This window comes from Alkalihalobacillus bogoriensis ATCC BAA-922 (assembly GCF_000621445.1).
In the GTDB taxonomy this organism is placed as follows: domain Bacteria; phylum Bacillota; class Bacilli; order Bacillales; family Bacillaceae_F; genus Bacillus_AO; species Bacillus_AO bogoriense.
In genome coordinates this window covers 173,187-190,697 of the sequence record NZ_KK211279.1, presented here as the reverse complement: position 1 = coordinate 190,697, position 17,511 = coordinate 173,187, and the positions used below count along the sequence as shown (strand labels likewise).

Here is a 17,511-nt window from a genome sequence, read left to right as displayed (position 1 = left end):
GGAAAAGCCATGAAAGGTTCAGAGCCATGTAGAGTGATGATTGTAGACGATGAAACATTAATAAGACAAGGGATTAAACATTACTTTAACTGGGAAGAAGAAGGGTTTCTTATTGTTGGAGAAGCTTCAAATGGACAAGAGGCACTTGAACTGTTAGATGAGGTACAACCGCACATCCTCATTACAGATATTGTCATGCCAATCATGGACGGGGAAGAACTAACGAAAATTGTTAAGGCAAATTATCCTCATATAGAAGTCATTGTCCTAAGTAGTTTTGGTGAATTTGAATATGTTCGCTCGAGCTTTCAAAGTGGGGTTGTCGATTATATTTTAAAGCCGAAACTGGATTCAGAAAATTTATTAGCCGTGTTAAAAACAGCTGTTCAACGAATTCCAGATTTTCAAATTACAAATAAAACGAAAGATGCATCCATTTCGATTGACCAATTGATCGACAAGCTTATCTCTGGTTTTGATGTCAGTGAAAATATAGAGGAAGTTCAAAATTCATTTCCAAATGAAGCCTTTTATTTATTAGGAGTAGACTTAAGTCGAAATCCAACTGTACTTGGAGAAGTGAAAGAATTAGTAGAATGGGCGTTTTCTGAAATTATGGATGAGGCAATTAGCTATTATATGAAAGCGGAGAAAGATTCGTGTTTCTATTTACTGAATGTAAAAGAAAAGGACATTGTTCATGTTGTTCCTAAAATAAAGGAGTGCAGCGAACGCCAGCCGAATATTGGCTTTGTGTTGACAGAGCCGTTTTCAAACTTTACTGAAATTGGAGAGATGTATAAACGCTGGTTGTTGCCATTATTCCAGTACCGTTTTTATGTGCCTGACAAGCAAGTTGTGTTGCAATCTGATATCATGATGGACAAAGAATCCCCCCTCATTTTCAATTAGAATGGTTAACAGAAGAATTGAAACGGGAACGGTTTGAATCTGCCTTCCGTTATATTCGAGAGCATGGAAAGACATTGTCTACCCACGTAACAATGGATGTTGATGAATTTAAGTCGCTTATTAACAACATCATTTTTAATGTGACGATATTACTAAGAAATATCGGTTTTGACGTGAATAAGTTAGAAAACTCAAAGTATAGTCAAATGAAAAAAATTGAAGAAGCACACTATGCAAAGGAAGTCGTGGCTTTCCTTGACGAATTTATAGACGAGGCAGAAAATTGTGTTTCAAATAAACAATCTTCAGTGGAAAACGAAAACATGAAAAAATTATTAGCTTATATTTCTGAGCATTACATGGAACCTTTAACATTAACAGAGGTAGCAAAACATTTTCATTTTAATCCGTCTTATCTTTCCACTTATTTCACAAGCCATAATAAAGAAGGGTTTAGTGAATATTTAAATAAAATTAGAATTGATGCTGCAATAAAATTGTTACGAACATCAGCCCCAATATCAGATATAAGTGCTCAAGTGGGGTATTCTGATCATAGTTATTTTTGCAAAGTATTTAAAAAAGGGACAGGCTATTCTCCGAGTCAATATCGAAGAAAATTAGTAAAGTAGGAATGCAACCATGAACACTTTAATTGAACGATTAAAATATAACGGCTTATTTTTAAAACTGTTCTTGCTTACGTTTGTCATCACAATCTCAGTTTCTGTCACGATTACGATGTCAACGCTCAGAATGTCGGAACGGCTATTTATTGATACATTTAGCATTACAAATGCGAAAGTAATAAATCAAATTAAAGGTAATTTTGAAGGGTATAATTATTCGATCATTCGTTCTGCTAATCATTTTCAGCAAAATGGGACAGTGAGAACGATTCTTTCTTCAGAACAAACGAATCGAGACTTAATGAACTCATATTATGTGTTAAATAATCAAATGGAGTTAGTCAAACCGAATTTTGACCGGTATGATACTGGGATTATGATTACGGGAAAAAACGGAGTTACATTTTCCTCGGATCGTTCGTATTGGCCATTTTCTGATGAAGTATGGCTTGAACATTCGGTCATGAGAAATACATGGACTGAACCGAGATGGCTTCAATATCAAACATATGAGACAGAAAACCAAGGTCAAATTATCGTCGCCTCTAAAGGTCTTATGGAAAGAATCTCTGGCAATGTATACGGGACAGTTCATTTTGCGATGAATGAAGAGGATTTCCGAAAGTTTTATCTTACTTTTACTAGTCCCGGAAATGATGTTTATGTACTCGATAATAACGGTCACATTGTTTCGAGTAACATCACTGAAACGATTGGACATGAAAATAAAGAGTTAGTGAACGCAGCAAAAGAAGTCGCCAATTCCTCAATAGATTATACGAATATGGAAGTGCTCGGGAAGGAACACATTGTGTTGGCAGAATACCTTCCTTTTTTTGATATGTATCTTGTGAATACGATAAATCGGGATGTCGTAAGTGCAGCTGTTATCGATAAAAGGAGTATTGGCTTATATAGTTTTGGAACGGTCCTCCTTGCATTAGTCATTGTCTTTTTTATTTCAAGAAAATTAACGAATTCATTGTCGTCCCTAGTAAAACAAATTGGAAATGCGTCAAAACATGATTTTGATCAGTATGTCACTGTAACAGGAGCGTATGAGACAAGACAGATCGGCATCGCCTTTAACTCAATGCTGGATGAATTGCATGAATATGTAGAGCAAGTGATGGCTTCGCAGAAGAAACAAAGAAATGCTGAGCTAGCTGCATTGCAGCAACAAATCAATCCTCACTTTCTTTATAATACGTTAACATCAATTAAATTTTTAGTTCAACAAGGAAGTAAAGAAGAAGCAGCAGACACGATTCATTCCTTAATTTCTCTGTTACAAAATACGATTGGAAATGTCGATGAAATTGTAACTGTCGAACAAGAGCTTGAGAATTTAAAAAATTATGTGTTCATTAATCAAAAGCGTTATGGAAACCGAATTAAAGTCCATTACTTTGTGGCACCAGATTGTATTGACTACAACGTACCAAAACTTATATTACAGCCATTTGTTGAAAATGCTTTTTTCCATGGGTTTAATAAAAAAGCGAGTGGTTCTATTCACATTATGGTTTGGAAAGAAGAAGAGAAATTAATTTGTGAAGTGATGGATAATGGTGATGGGATCGCATCAGAGTCGAAAGATAAACTCGTTCCACGGAAAAAAGGAAGGGGCCAACATTTCTCTGGAATTGGGATAAACAATGTACATGAGCGTGTGCAATTATTATATGGGGAGAAGTATGGTGTTGAACTTTCTAGTGGCGATGGGGAAGGAACTAAAGTGAGAATTACACTTCCAGTCACGAAACAATAAAAAGTACAAAAAACTAAAAAAAGTACAAAACGATTTTTTTGTGAATGAAGAACATATAAAAATAACACAAGAGAATAAAAAGATAGTCATAACTCCCTTAAGTCAGCAGGTGGTAAGATTAATTTGTAAGATAGAAAACGCTTACACAAACAAAAAAGATACGAAAACAAAGGGGGATATGCAAGATGAAGAAAGTATTAGTCACATTGTTTTTACTAAGTATTATGCTACTTGCTGCTTGTTCAGGAGGAGAATCATCGAATTCTAGTGAACCAGCTGAGGGTGGCAGCGACACGACTTCTGCGGAAGCGATTACAATTTGGGCTTGGGACCCGAACTTTAACATTAAGGCGATGGAATTAGCGAAAGAAACATATGCATCAGTTAATCCAGACCTTGAAATTAACATTATTGAATATGCGCAAGATGATATTATCCAAAAGTTAAATACGAGCTTAAGTTCTGGTTCAACAAGTGGTTTACCAAACATCGTATTAATTGAAGATTACCGTGCACAAAGCTTTTTGCAAGCGTATCCAGGATCTTTCCATCCGATTACAGGTGAGTATAACACTGAGGATTTTGCACCATATAAAATTGCTCCAACAAGTTTAGATGGAGAAAACTACGGTTTACCATTTGATACTGGCGTTGCTGGTTTATATGTAAGAACGGATTATTTAAAAGAAGCTGGCTATTCGGTTGAAGATTTACAAGATATTGATTGGAACGAGTTCATTGCTATTGCAAAAGATGTAAAAGAAGCAACAGGAAAACATATGTTAACACTTGATCCAAATGACCTTGGCCTTGTTCGTATGATGATTCAAACAGCAGGTACATGGTATGTTGAAGAAGATGGAGCAACACCAAATATTGCTGGAAATGAAGCAATTAAAGCAGGATTTGATGTTTTTAAACAATTAATTACTGAAGACGTATCAAAACCGATTTCAGATTGGAGTCAATTCTTAGCAGGCTTTAACAATGGAGAAGTTGCTGCTGTTCCAACTGGAAACTGGATCACACCGTCAATCAAAGCAGAAGAGTCTCAAGCAGGTAACTGGGCAGTCGTTCCATTCCCAAGTCTTCCAGGATTCCCTGACTCTGCAAATGCAACAAACTTAGGCGGAAGCTCATGGTATGTTCTTGATATTGATGGTAAAGAAGATGCAACAGATTTCCTAGCTAAAACTTTTGGTTCTAGTACTGAACTATACCAAAACTTCATTACAGAAATCGGAGCAATGGGTACGTATTTACCAGCGGCTGAAGGAGATGCTTACCAAGTAGAAGACGAGTTCTTCGGTGGCCAAATGATTTATGCTGATTTCTCACAATGGGCAGAAGAAATTCCACAAGTTAACTTTGGTCTACACACGTATGCTATTGAAGATATTCTTGTCGTAGAAATGCAAAATTACCTTAACGGAAAAGATATTGACCAAGCGTTACAAGATGCACAAACACAAGCAGAAACACAAATTAAATAATCACATCTTTGTAAGCGTTTGAATGAAAGGGCTTGGAAACTCGCCGGCTTTGCCTACTATCCATTTGGAGTCCGGCTACAAGCGAGTTTCCGAGTTTTTCTTTTTTAGTTGAATAAGTTACGGACATCTGTTCCGCTATTTTAAAGAAAAGAACAGTTTTAGAAAACGTTACGGACATTGGTTCCGTTATTTACGTCAAAACAGAGTGAAACAAAGCAAAAACTCAGAAATAACGGAACAGATGTCCGTTAGATAAAAAAATCTAGCATTTTAGCAGAAATAGCGGAACGTATGTCCGTTACAGCCAAAAAGGAGTGACTTCAAGTGGAAACAGCAAAATCAGTCCCGCAGCAGTCTCCCCCAATGAAAGAAAAGAAACCAAACAAGCTGGGGAGAAGTCTTCGTTTTAAAAATGGAATTATCGGTTGGTCTTTTATTTTACTTTCTGTTGTATTAATCTCAATTTTTTATTTTTATCCAATGTTTTCAGCGTTACTTTTGTCGTTTCAATCTGGAACGGGGAGAAATCTTGAATATGTAGGTTTGGATAATTATTTTCGATTGTTTAGTGACCCTGTTTTTATAACGGCGGTTAAAAATACAGTCATATATCTAATCGTTCAAGTACCTGTGATGATTTTCCTCGCTCTTTTAGTTTCAGTATTACTAAATGATAAAAAACTTATGGCAAGAGGTTGGTTCCGGACAGCGATATTTTTACCGTGTGTTACGTCACTCGTTGCTTATTCTGTTATTTTCAAGTATTTATTTGGAACAGATGGGCTCATTAATGTCATGCTTATGAACTTATCTTTTCTCGGGCAACCGGTTCAATGGTTAACGGATCCGTTTTGGGCTAAAGTTACGATTATTATTGCGATTACGTGGAGATGGACAGGTTACAATATGATTTTCTATTTATCTTCTTTACAAAATATTGACCCTTCGATTTATGAAGCAGCTAAAATTGACGGGGCATCACCCATTCGACAGTTTTTTACGATTACCATTCCGATGCTAAAACCGATTATTTTATTCACATCAATTACTTCAACTATCGGAACACTTCAGCTCTTTGATGAAGTTATGAATATAACAGGTGGAGGACCAGGTAATTCAACATTAACGATTTCACAATACATTTATAATTTATCGTTCAAATATACACCAGACTTTGGGTATGCAGCGACTGTATCGTATGCCATCGTCGTGTTAATCGTATTCTTCTCAATATTACAGTTCAGAGCGGCGGGTGATAAAAATGCATAAAGTAAAGCGGTTTTTTATCTATTTAATTTTATCCATCATCTCGATTGTTTCGATTTTTCCGTTCTTTTGGATGATTATTAGTGCAACGAATAAATCAGTTGATGTCACACGAGGACGTTTACTGCCAGGCTCGCATTTATGGGAAAATCTCCAGAACTTATTAGAAACAGTAAATCTTGTCCCGGCATTAATGAATTCAGCAAAAATATCGATTGCTACGACGGTTCTGTCGTTGCTTATCGCGTCACTTGCTGGTTATGGTTTTGAAATTTATCGCAGTAAAGCAAAGGATGTTGTGTTTAACATTTTGCTTTTATCGATGATGATTCCTTTTGCTGCCTTGATGGTTCCGTTATTTAGAATGTTTGGTTCCATGTCACAATACCTTCCGTTTATCGGAGTTGATACGATTCCAGCGGTGATTTTACCAACGATTACGACTGCCTTTCTCATCTTTTTCTTCCGGCAATCAACAAAAATGTTTCCAAAGGAATTGCTTGAAGCAGGTCGAATTGATGGGTTAACAGAACTTGGTGTGTTCATTCGAATTTATATCCCAACAATGAAAACAACGTATGCAGCAGCAGCTATTATTACGTTTATGGCGAGCTGGAACAATTACTTGTGGCCACTCGTTATCCTTCAATCGCCAGAAAATCAAACAATTCCGTTATTGATTTCGAACTTAGGCTCTAGTTATACGCCAGATTACGGGATGATTATGCTTGCCATTGTTATCGCAACATTACCAACAGCCCTAGTATTCTTCTTAATGCAAAAGCATTTTGTTGCAGGAATGATGGGTTCAGTTAAAGGATAATTTGTAAAAAGAGAGGTTGATACATGATGACAGTAACACCAACACTAGATTGGCTTTCGGATACGAGCGTATTTGCTGTGAATCGTCTTCCAGCTCATAGCGATCACTATTACTATGAAACAAAAAAAGAAGCTGAAAAAAGAGGGGACATGGCTCTTCGTCATTCCTTAAATGGCAATTGGAAGTTTCATTATGCTTTAAATCCAGCTTTGCGTCCTAAAGATTTTTATAAGGTCAATTATGATTGTACAATTTGGGGTAATATAACAGTTCCTGGGCATATCCAATTACAAGGATACGGTAAACCGCAATATGCGAATACGATGTATCCTTGGGATGGGCATCACCATCTTCGTCCACCGGAAGTGTCGATGGACGATAATCCGGTAGGAAGTTATGTGACTTACTTCCACCTTCCTACTAACTTTGAAAAGAAACCAGTGTATATTTCCTTTCAAGGTGTAGAATCAGCTTTTTATCTTTGGTTAAACGGAGAGTTTGTTGGGTATAGCGAAGATAGTTTTACACCGGCTGATTTTGATTTAACTCCGTTTTTACAGGAAGGTGAAAATAAACTATCTGTAGAAGTTTATCAACGTAGTACTGGGAGCTGGTTAGAAGACCAGGACTTCTGGCGATTCTCTGGAATTTTCCGAGATGTGTATTTATATACAGTCCCTGAGGTGCATGTATTTGATATGAATGTTCAAACAGAACTTGATCATTTGTATCAAAATGCGGTTTTACATGGAGAGTTTACGAGTGTAACGACAATTCCTGAAAATGCACGCCTTGAAGTTGAGCTATATGATGAGCAAGGTGAGTTTATGTTACGTGCTGCTGCGGATAGAAAAGGTGAGAACAGTTGGGTTATCGCAGAAGAAGTAGAAAAGCCACAGCTTTGGAGTGCTGAACATCCATATTTGTATCGCCTTTTTATAAATATATACAATCCTGCTGGTGAGCTTGTTGAGTGTATACCGCATTATGTAGGGTTCCGTCGATTTGAAATGATCGATAAAGTAATGTGTTTAAATGGAAAACGAATTGTGTTCAAAGGTGTGAATCGCCATGAATTTAATTGTCGCCAAGGTCGTGTTGTTACAAAAGAAGATATGCTTTGGGACATTAAAACAATGAAAGAAAATAATATTAATGCCGTTCGTACGTCTCATTATCCGAACCAAAGCTATTGGTATGAGTTATGTGACCTTTATGGCTTATATGTCATTGATGAAATGAATCTTGAAACACATGGTTCATGGCAAAAAATGGGGAAGGTTGAGCCATCTTGGAACATTCCTGGTAATCTCCCAGAATGGCAAGATATAGTGTTAGACCGTGCAGTTTCTATGTATGAGCGCGATAAAAACCATCCATCCATTTTAATTTGGTCTTGTGGAAATGAATCTTATGCAGGGGAAGTTATACTCCAATGTACGAAATACTTTAAAGAAAAAGACCCTGGTCGACTTGTACATTATGAAGGTGTGTTTTATGACCGCAATTATGAAGCGACAAGTGATATGGAAAGTCGTATGTATGCAAAACCAAACGATATTATCGAATATCTTGAATCGAATCCACATAAGCCGTACATTAGCTGCGAATATATGCATGCGATGGGAAATTCCGTAGGTGGGATGTATAAGTATACTGATTTAGAAGAAAAGTATCCGATGTATCAAGGTGGGTTTATTTGGGATTATATTGACCAATCTTTAATGAAAAAAGATCGTTATGGCATAGAGCACTTAGCATATGGTGGTGATTTCGAGGACCGTCCAACAGATTATTCTTTCTGTACAAATGGAATTGTAACCGCGGATCGTCAAGTTTCACCGAAAATGCAAGAAGTGAAATTTTTATATCAAAACGTGAAACTAGAAGTAGATAAAACAGGTGTTACGATTGTAAATCAAAACTTATTTATCGATACAAGCCGTTATGCACTGGAATATGATTTGCTTTATGAAGGTGAAGTTTGTTATCGAAGTAAGCCTCAAACGGTACTTGTTGCTCCAAATGAAAAAGCTAGAGTAAAGTTTGATATTGAAGAAGAAATATTTGCAGACTATGGTGTCGGTGAGTATTGCATTCATGTTCGTCTCGTAACAAAATCAGATGAGCGTTGGGCAAAAGCTGGACATGAAATTGCCTTTGGTCAGTTTATTTTTACAGAACAAAAGGGAACAACGAAAGAAGAAGGTCCAACAGTAAACGGCAAGTTAAAGCTAGTAGAAGGTGACGTCAATATTGGTGTCCACGGGAGAGATTTTAGTATCTTATTTTCTAAACAAGCAGGTACATTAGTGTCCATAAATTATGAAGGTCGGGAAATGATTTCTGTTCCTCCAATGCCACTCTTTTGGAGAGCGACAACAGAAAATGATAAAGGCTTCGGTCAAACATTTCGTTCAGGTCTGTGGTATGTCGCAAGTCTTGCACGCTTATGTACAGAAATTGACCTAGTAGAGAAAGAGCATAGTGTGTCTGTTACCTTTACGTATCGATTTTCGATTCATGAAGATGTATCTGTAAAAACCACATACGAAGTGTTGTTAAACGGCGACATTGCTGTGAAATCGGTGTATTATGGGGCAGAGAATTTGCCAAAGCTACCAACTTTTGCGTTATCGTTTAAAGTTCCTGCTGAGTATGAAAAGTTAAAATGGTATGCAATGGGGCCAGATGAGAATTACTCTGACCGAGCAAAAGGAGCACGGCTTGGTATTTTTGAAAATACTGTTATGACAAATGTGTCCCCATATGTGATGCCACAAGAATCAGGAAACCGTACAGGAGTGAGAAGTTTAGAAGTGACAAATGCAAACGGTCACGGCCTTAAGATTTCTGCACAAGGTGAACCAGTCGAGTGTAATGCATCACCTTATACCGCTTTTGAATTAGAAAATGCAAACCATCATTATGAATTACCAAACGTTCATTACACGGTGTTAACAATTGCTGGTAAGCAAATGGGCGTTGGTGGGGATGATAGTTGGGGAGCCCCTGTTCATGACGAACATACGATTCAAGCGAATAAAGAAATGACATTTGAATTTAAAATTGGGCGTTTATAAAAATAGTGCCAAAAGGTCTAGTTATGACCTTTTGGCACATTACTTGTTTTTACTATAGGAGGTTATTATGGCTATAACATTTGACCAATCAACACAAACATTCCATTTAACTGCAAAAGATACGAGTTATATTTTTCAAATTATTCGAGATGGCTACTTGAGTCATTTATACTGGGGAAAAAAAGTAAACGAGTATAATCATTCAAATGAACTTCGATTTGTTAATCGCTCATTTTCTGCCAACCCTGTAGCAGATGACCTTACGTTTTCTTTAGATACGCTTCCTCAGGAATATCCATCTTTCGGTCATTCTGACTATCGCAATCCTGCATTTCAAATTCAATTAGAAAATGGCTCAACTGTGACAGATTTACGGTATGAGTCACATGAAATTTTTAAAGGGAAAAAAGTATTAGAAGGCTTACCTGCTACATATGTAGAGGATGAAAATGAGGCAGAAACGATCGAAATCATGTTGAAAGATGATTTAATAAATCTAAAAGTGGTGTTAAGTTACACGGTATTCGAAAATTATGATGCGATTACGAGATCGGTTCGTTTTATCAATGATGGTAACGAAAACGTAAAACTATTAAAAGTAGCAAGTGCTAATGTAGATTTCCGCCAGTCAGATTTCGATTTAATTAGTTTGCCAGGAGCATGGGGAAGAGAGCGTTATGTTGCGAGAACTGGATTACGTCCAGGTATGCAATCAGTCGAAAGTCGCCGCGGGGCAAGTAGTCATCAACAAAATCCATTTATGGCACTAGTAGAAAAAAACACAAACGAAGAATATGGCGAAGTGTTTGCATTTAGTTTTGTGTATAGTGGAAATTTCTTAAGCTCTGTTGAAGTCGACCAGTTTGGCTATTCTCGTGCCACAGTCGGTATTAATCCGTTTGATTTTTCATGGCTACTTGAGCCAGGGGCTTCGTTTCAAGCGCCAGAAGTTGTCATGGTCTACTCAGCGAATGGATTAGGTGCGATGTCACATACGTTCCACAGGTTATACCGAACACGTTTATGTCGAGGCGAATTCCGCGACAAAGAAAGACCGATTTTAATTAATAACTGGGAAGCGACATATTTTAATTTTAATGAAGAAAAAATACGAGAAATTGCTCTCTGTGGTAAAGATCTAGGGATGGAGTTATTTGTCTTAGATGATGGCTGGTTTGGCAAACGTGATAACGATACAACGTCATTAGGAGATTGGTTCGTAGATGAAAGAAAACTCCCAAATGGGTTACAGTCATTAGCTGAACAAATTCGAGAAACAGGGATGGAGTTTGGATTATGGTTTGAGCCTGAAATGATTTCAGTGGACAGTGATTTGTATCGGGAGCATCCGGATTGGTGCATCCATGTTCCAAACCGAAGACGTTCTGAAAGCAGACAGCAATTAATTTTAGATTTCTCCCGTAAAGAAGTGTGTGATGAAATCATTGCTCGAGTTTCCGCTATTCTTGAAGCAGCCCCAATTACGTATGTAAAATGGGATATGAACCGTCATATGTCAGAAGTTGGCTCAGCGGGATTGCCACCTGAACGCCAAAGAGAAACAGCACATCGCTATATGCTAGGTGTGTATCGCGTCATGAATGAAATTACAACAAAGTTTCCTCATATTTTGTTTGAAAGCTGCTCTGGTGGTGGAGGTCGTTTTGACCCAGGTATTCTTTATTATATGCCACAGACGTGGACGAGTGACAATACAGATGCGATTTCAAGATTGAAAATCCAATATGGCACAAGCCTTGTTTATCCAACAAGTTCAATGGGGGCACATGTTTCTGCTGTTCCAAATCATCAAGTAGAACGAATCACATCACTTGATATTAGAGGACATGTGGCGATGTCAGGAAACTTTGGTTATGAATTAGATGTGACGGAGATGTCTCAAGAAGAACAACAGACCGTTTCAGAACAAGTTGAGTTTTATAAGCAAATTAGACCCGTTATTCAATTTGGACAGTTTTACCGTTTGTATAATCCATTTGAATCGAATCATACGGCTTGGATGTCAGTGTCTGAAGACCAGTCTGAAGCTGTTGTAACCTATGTAAAAGTGTTAGCAGAACCGAGTGATGCTTTAATAAAAGTTCGTTTGAAAGGTTTGAACCCTTCAAAAAAATATAAAATTGAGGCAATAGGAAAAAGTTTTTATGGCGATGAATTAATGAATGTCGGCATTAATGTTCCATTAATGAATGGAGACTTCAAAAGCTTCATGTGGCATTTAATAGCCGAATAGTGACAATTTGAATAAAATTGAAATTGTAACATAGTTGTTTTCTATGTTGAAATGATTTATGATCAGTTCAACATACGCTCTAACGAAAGAGGAAGAAAACAACGTTGAATGGTGCTTGTTGGACCTCTACCATCGGTATTTCACCTCTTGGTAGAGGTCTTTTGATTTAAAGATAAGAAAGCATAAAAATTTTAGTATAGCAGTGAGGCTTTGAAAGCTTATTCTAGAAGAGCGAAGGCTGCGCACCTGCGCGTTTCACCCCAAGAAGAGCACTTGGGGTTCACTGTCAAAAGCGGGCAGGGCTCCGCTCTTCGCTTGAAACGAAAAGACGCTCCGCGTTTTTCTTATCGGAGGGGTATAACATGGCGGAAAATAAAGTGTTGCAAATGATTATTCGTCTACTCATTGTTGTTGCATTGTTCATTATTGGCTTGGTTGCTTTTTACTATGTTGTTTGGCTTACATATCCTTTTATCATTGCTGGAATGATTGCTTTTTTGCTTAATCCGGTTGCTAATTTTTTGGAAAGAAAAGCGAGGTTTCCAAGAACATTAGCTGTTCTTTCGGGAATTTTATTTTTATTTGGGTTAGTCGGTAGTGCTGTAACCCTTCTTATTATAAAACTCATTGATGGCTTTCAATATTTGTCTCAGCTTGTCCCAAAACATATTGAAACGATTTCAATTCATATTCAAATGTATGTGAATGAACAGGTATTACCACTGTGGGGACAGGCGATTGGATTAATTGATGAATTAGAGGAAACCCAACGTGACGCAGTCGGCAACAGCATTCAACAGTTAGGAGGCCAATTTGCGACTTTACTTGCAAACGCTGGACAAGCGATCGCCAACAGTTTGTCCCATTTTATAGGAGCTTTGCCGATTACATTAACGGTTGTTGTGTTTATTATACTTGCTTTATATTTTATGAGTAAGGACTGGAATGACTTAATGAAGGCAGTGAAGGATAAACTCCCGACAAAAGCGTTAAAACAAATCGGTGATATTTTTAAAGATTTAAAATCAAAGCTGTTTGGTTTTGTTCGTGCTCAGTTTATTCTTATTACTATGACCGCGGTCGTTAACTTTATCGGTTTGCTTATTTTAAATGTCGAACAGCCTTTAACCATCGCCTTAATTCTTGGTGTTGTTGATTTATTACCTTATCTTGGAACAGGGCTTATTCTCGTACCATGGGGGATTTATAGTATCGTGACGGGAAATCTATTTCTTGGTTTTGGCTTGTTGATTTTATATGGATTAACGGTGACGCTAAGGCAAGTAGCAGAACCGAAAGTCCTTTCTTCTAGCTTAGGTTTAAATCCTTTAACGACACTCATTTCATTATTTGTCGGATTGCAATTATTCGGATTTATCGGGTTGTTTATAGGACCAGTGCTCTTAATCCTATTCCTTTCTTTTTATAAAGCAAAAGTGTTTGATGGAATCTGGATGTTTATTAAAGGAAACAGTCAGGTAAAATGAAAAGGGAGCTAGCGAAAAGAGGAGTTTATTTTTTATGGAAATGAGCAGTTTAATAGCGGTAAGTGTTTCAATTATCATTTTTTTAAATATATTATTCGCGATCGTTCTCGTTTTTATTGAACGACGAGATATTGGCTCAACTTGGGCATGGTTAATGGTCATTTATTTCCTACCAGTTTTTGGGTTTTTCATTTATATTTTCTTAGGTCGACGATTAAAACGAAAAAACTTTTATAATATGTCACAAGAAGAACAAGACTATTTAAAGTCAACCGTCGCAAACCAGCGGGAACTATTAGCAAATGGGGAATTTTCTCATGCAATTATTCAAAAATATAAAAATTCAATAAAAATGAATTTAATGTCTGCCAATGCGTTAATGACGCTAAATAATGACATTGATATTTTTACAGATGGAAATGAAAAATTCACTCAATTATTCGAGGATATTAGAAATGCTAAAAAGGAAATCAATATAGAGTATTATATTATTCGGCGAGATAACCTAGGAAGACAATTAAGAGATGAATTAACAAAGAAAGCAAAAGAAGGCGTAAAAGTACGTTTGCTTTATGATGGATTTGGATCAAGAACATTGTCTGCACGTTTTTTCAAGGAACTTCGGGCTAATGGAGGCGAAGTGGGTGTGTTCTTCCCTTCGTTTCTAAAGCTTGTTAATTTTCGGATTAATAATCGAAATCACCGGAAACTTTGTATTATTGATGGACAATTAGCTTATATCGGTGGGTTTAATGTCGGAGACGAATATTTAGGATTACATAAAAAGTTTGGATATTGGCGTGATACCCATTTTCGAGTAAAGGGAGATGCGGTTGCCCATATTCAAGGTCGTTTTTTACTTGATTGGAAACAAGCAACAAAGCAGCAAACAAAAAATACTATGATATTTTCGTATCCTACCGAACAACATACAGGCAAAAGTGTCGTCCAAATCATTGCGGGAGGACCGAGTTCACGAACTCAACATTTAAAAAATATGTATGTAAAGCTAATCATCTCAGCAAAGAAAGAAATCTTTATTCAATCTCCTTATTTTATTCCTGATTCTAGCTTTATGGATGCTTGTAAAATGGCATTGCTTTCAGGTGTAAAAGTCCGCATTATGATTCCAAATAAACCAGATCATCCTTTCGTATATTGGGCAACATGGTCTTATGTTGGTGAGCTTTTAAGTTATGGCGCGGAAATCTATTTATATGAAAAAGGATTTTTGCATGCAAAAACAATGGTTGTCGATAACGAAGTTGCAACAGTAGGAACAACAAATATCGATATGCGAAGTTTTCAACTTAATTTTGAAGTGAATGCCACAGTGTATGATGAAAAAGTGGCAACACGTCTAAAGCATATTTTTTGGCAAGATATCGAAGAATGTAGTGAACTGACTGTTGAGCGATATATAAAAAGGTCAACAGTAATAAAATGTAAAGAATCCATTTCTCGATTGTTGTCTCCGATATTATAAGTTTGTTGAAGAGGACGGTGTATGTATACAATGTGCGGTCGATTTACATTAGCAACACCATTGGAATTAGTTGAGCAAATGCTTCAAATCGAAATTGCCGAATATGAGCCACGCTATAATATTGCTCCGTCTCAGCCTGTGTTAAGTATCATTTCCGATGGGAGAAAGAGAAGGGCAGGCTATTTACGGTGGGGGCTTGTTCCGTCTTGGGCAAAAGATCCTAAAATTGGCTATAAGATGATAAATGCCAGGGGAGAAACTGTCCACGAAAAGCCAGCATTTAAACGATTGTTGGCAAGACGCCGTTGTTTAATCGTTGCCGATGGTTTTTATGAGTGGAAACGGAACGGAGAAGAAAAGCGACCATATCGGATAACGGTAAATGATTCGGTTTTTACATTAGCGGGATTATGGGACCGGTGGAGACATGGAGATGAGGAAATCGTTTCATGTACAATTATTACGACAAAACCAAATGAACTAATGAGTGACATTCACGACCGGATGCCTGTGATTGTGGCAGAAGAGGATAGAGAGACGTGGTTAAATCCGACGATTAATGACCCGCAGTCTATTTTATCGATCGTTAAACCATACTCGGCAAAATCTATGCATGCGTATGAAGTATCATCACTTGTGAATAACCCACGGCATAATGATGTTGAGTGTATACGCTCTTTAGCGTAAGATGTTTGTCTGGAAGTGTGATAGGCGGGGTTCGGACATGGATTCCGCTATTTTATAAAAAGTGAGCCTTTTTTAAATTCTTACGGACATCCGTTCCGTTATTCCACGAAAACAGAAAAGGTAACACGCTTTTTTCCGTAGTTAACGGAACTGCTGTCCGGTTGCAGCTGGCAACCATTGATTTTTTAATAAATAGCGGAACGAATGTCCGTATGAATTTATATATACTGTGTGAGGCACCTGTTTAGGTGCTTTTTTTGATATATAAGATAGTATGAAAATTTTTGTGTAGCAGTGAAGCTTTGAATGCTTATTCTAGAAGAGCTAAGGCTCCGCACTTCGCTTCAAAAGAAAAGTCGATCCCATGTTTTTCTTTATAATAAAAAAATAGGCAAATATTAACAGGTTAATAAAGTAGGAAGGCCCCTTGGATAATACAACTATCTCTAATAAAATAGAAAAAGTGTTGTTTTCTATGGAAAAACAAAGAATAGCGTTTATAACGGAGGGTAAGGATGAAAAAAATTAGTTTAAGCAGCATGGTGTTGGCAATATTCTTCCTATTATTTGCATGTTCAAATGAAGAAGAGCAAAATGCGAATGAGCGCATGGAACAACCTCAACAAGAAGAAATGGATACTGACGAAGTAGAAGAAGATATTGTGGCAGAAGAAGAGGAAATAGTTGAGGTAGTGGAAGAAGACCAAGAGGAAAGAACCGTGGGGAATTACAGCGGAAATATCATGAATGGTGGTACGATATCTCTTGCTGAGGAGACGGTATACTTTGCGAATTTATTTGACGATTATCGATTATATGAATTACAGCTCTCATCTGGGGAAGTGACCAAACTAGGAGATGTTGAAGTTTCGGATATTCATGCCATTGAAGATAGTCTGTATTACATAAAAAGAGAGAATGGTCATCCAGTCGGGATTGAACACTATTCTTTACAGACAAAAGAAACGGAAGAAATTTATAGTGGATATGTCGAAATGTTACATTATGAAGATGGGATGCTTTGGTTTGTTGGTATTATTATGGAAGGACCTACTGTCGTATATCAACTGGACATTGAAACGGGAATGACAGTAGAAACTGATTTTGTCGAAGTGGCGTTTACTCTTAATCAAGGCCAAGTCGTCATTCAACAGGAAATAGCGGCTTTTATAGAAGACATAGAAAATGGAACAAGAGAAAAACTAGTAGAAGGTGTCCGTCATCCTCTTATCCTTGATGGATATCATCTTTACTATCCAACCAATGATGGGTTATATGTATATGACCTAGAAAAGGAAGAATCAACACAGCTAGTTGACGAGGTAGTTGATTATTATAATGCGAAAAATGGGCATGTCTTTTACTCTTTAGCCGTGGAAGCTGAAGCTGCACGCTCTCTATATTACGTGAAAGCAGATGGAACTGAACAAAATGACTTAGAAGTGATTTTATATGATCTTCATATGTTTGATGACTTTTTAATTGGGAGCTTTTCACGCCAAGGTGGCGGCGGATATTATAAGGTCGATTTTGAAACTGGGGAAATATCAGAAGTGTATAGTCCAATGAACTAAAGCGAAGACAAAAGATATAGAAACAGTGCCAGTTCGATTGGTGCTG

The 17,511-nt window shown here is 37.2% G+C and carries 12 protein-coding genes; all 12 read left to right on the top strand.

Annotation, left to right across the window (positions count from 1 at the left end):
* The first annotated feature begins 9 nt into the window (after positions 1–9).
* Positions 10–912, top strand: a complete 903-nt coding sequence (locus T323_RS29435; RefSeq protein WP_051556667.1) for a response regulator — start codon at positions 10–12, stop codon at positions 910–912.
* 17 nt (positions 913–929) lie between these two features.
* Positions 930–1,544 (top strand): helix-turn-helix transcriptional regulator, encoded by a 615-nt coding sequence (locus tag T323_RS29430; protein ID WP_051556666.1) that lies wholly within the window; start codon positions 930–932, stop codon positions 1,542–1,544.
* A 10-nt stretch (positions 1,545–1,554) separates the two neighbouring features.
* Entirely contained in the window at positions 1,555–3,312 is a 1,758-nt protein-coding gene (locus T323_RS0121820) for a cache domain-containing sensor histidine kinase (protein WP_026675178.1), read from the top strand.
* A gap of 185 nt (positions 3,313–3,497) precedes the next feature.
* The gene (locus tag T323_RS0121815) at positions 3,498–4,805 is read left to right on the top strand and encodes an ABC transporter substrate-binding protein (RefSeq protein ID WP_026675177.1); all 1,308 of its coding nucleotides are present in this window, start codon (positions 3,498–3,500) and stop codon (positions 4,803–4,805) included.
* 363 nt (positions 4,806–5,168) lie between these two features.
* A complete protein-coding gene (locus tag T323_RS0121810; RefSeq protein WP_026675176.1) occupies positions 5,169–6,074 on the top strand; it encodes a carbohydrate ABC transporter permease in 906 nt (301 codons plus the stop codon).
* Positions 6,067–6,894 (top strand): carbohydrate ABC transporter permease, encoded by an 828-nt coding sequence (locus tag T323_RS0121805; RefSeq protein ID WP_026675175.1) that lies wholly within the window; start codon positions 6,067–6,069, stop codon positions 6,892–6,894. The genes T323_RS0121810 and T323_RS0121805 overlap by 8 nt, the downstream gene beginning before the upstream one ends.
* Positions 6,895–6,920: 26 nt before the next feature.
* Entirely contained in the window at positions 6,921–9,977 is a 3,057-nt protein-coding gene (gene lacZ, locus T323_RS0121800; protein WP_026675174.1) for a beta-galactosidase, LacZ type, read from the top strand.
* Between the two features lie 67 nt (positions 9,978–10,044).
* The gene (locus tag T323_RS0121795) at positions 10,045–12,231 is read left to right on the top strand and encodes an alpha-galactosidase (protein WP_026675173.1); all 2,187 of its coding nucleotides are present in this window, start codon (positions 10,045–10,047) and stop codon (positions 12,229–12,231) included.
* A gap of 362 nt (positions 12,232–12,593) precedes the next feature.
* On the top strand, positions 12,594–13,718 hold the full coding sequence (gene ytvI, locus T323_RS0121790; protein ID WP_026675172.1) for a sporulation integral membrane protein YtvI: 1,125 nt from the start codon (positions 12,594–12,596) through the stop codon (positions 13,716–13,718).
* 34 nt (positions 13,719–13,752) lie between these two features.
* Positions 13,753–15,204, top strand: a complete 1,452-nt coding sequence (gene cls, locus T323_RS0121785; protein WP_026675171.1) for a cardiolipin synthase — start codon at positions 13,753–13,755, stop codon at positions 15,202–15,204.
* 30 nt (positions 15,205–15,234) lie between these two features.
* Positions 15,235–15,891, top strand: coding sequence for an SOS response-associated peptidase (locus T323_RS0121780; protein ID WP_026675170.1), 657 nt, complete (start codon positions 15,235–15,237; stop codon positions 15,889–15,891).
* 515 nt (positions 15,892–16,406) lie between these two features.
* Positions 16,407–17,465 (top strand): DUF5050 domain-containing protein, encoded by a 1,059-nt coding sequence (locus T323_RS0121770; protein ID WP_026675169.1) that lies wholly within the window; start codon positions 16,407–16,409, stop codon positions 17,463–17,465.
* Positions 17,466–17,511: the final 46 nt, after the last annotated feature.

Coding starts and splice junctions, on each gene's coding strand:
- T323_RS0121805 (WP_026675175.1), top strand. CDS start 6,067: ATGCATAAAGTAAAGCGGTTTTTTATCTATTTAATTTTATCCATCATC.
- T323_RS0121810 (WP_026675176.1), top strand. CDS start 5,169: ATGAAAGAAAAGAAACCAAACAAGCTGGGGAGAAGTCTTCGTTTTAAA.
- cls (WP_026675171.1), top strand. CDS start 13,753: ATGGAAATGAGCAGTTTAATAGCGGTAAGTGTTTCAATTATCATTTTT.
- T323_RS0121820 (WP_026675178.1), top strand. CDS start 1,555: ATGAACACTTTAATTGAACGATTAAAATATAACGGCTTATTTTTAAAA.
- ytvI (WP_026675172.1), top strand. CDS start 12,594: ATGGCGGAAAATAAAGTGTTGCAAATGATTATTCGTCTACTCATTGTT.
- lacZ (WP_026675174.1), top strand. CDS start 6,921: ATGACAGTAACACCAACACTAGATTGGCTTTCGGATACGAGCGTATTT.
- T323_RS0121795 (WP_026675173.1), top strand. CDS start 10,045: ATGGCTATAACATTTGACCAATCAACACAAACATTCCATTTAACTGCA.
- T323_RS0121780 (WP_026675170.1), top strand. CDS start 15,235: ATGTGCGGTCGATTTACATTAGCAACACCATTGGAATTAGTTGAGCAA.
- T323_RS0121770 (WP_026675169.1), top strand. CDS start 16,407: ATGAAAAAAATTAGTTTAAGCAGCATGGTGTTGGCAATATTCTTCCTA.
- T323_RS29435 (WP_051556667.1), top strand. CDS start 10: ATGAAAGGTTCAGAGCCATGTAGAGTGATGATTGTAGACGATGAAACA.
- T323_RS0121815 (WP_026675177.1), top strand. CDS start 3,498: ATGAAGAAAGTATTAGTCACATTGTTTTTACTAAGTATTATGCTACTT.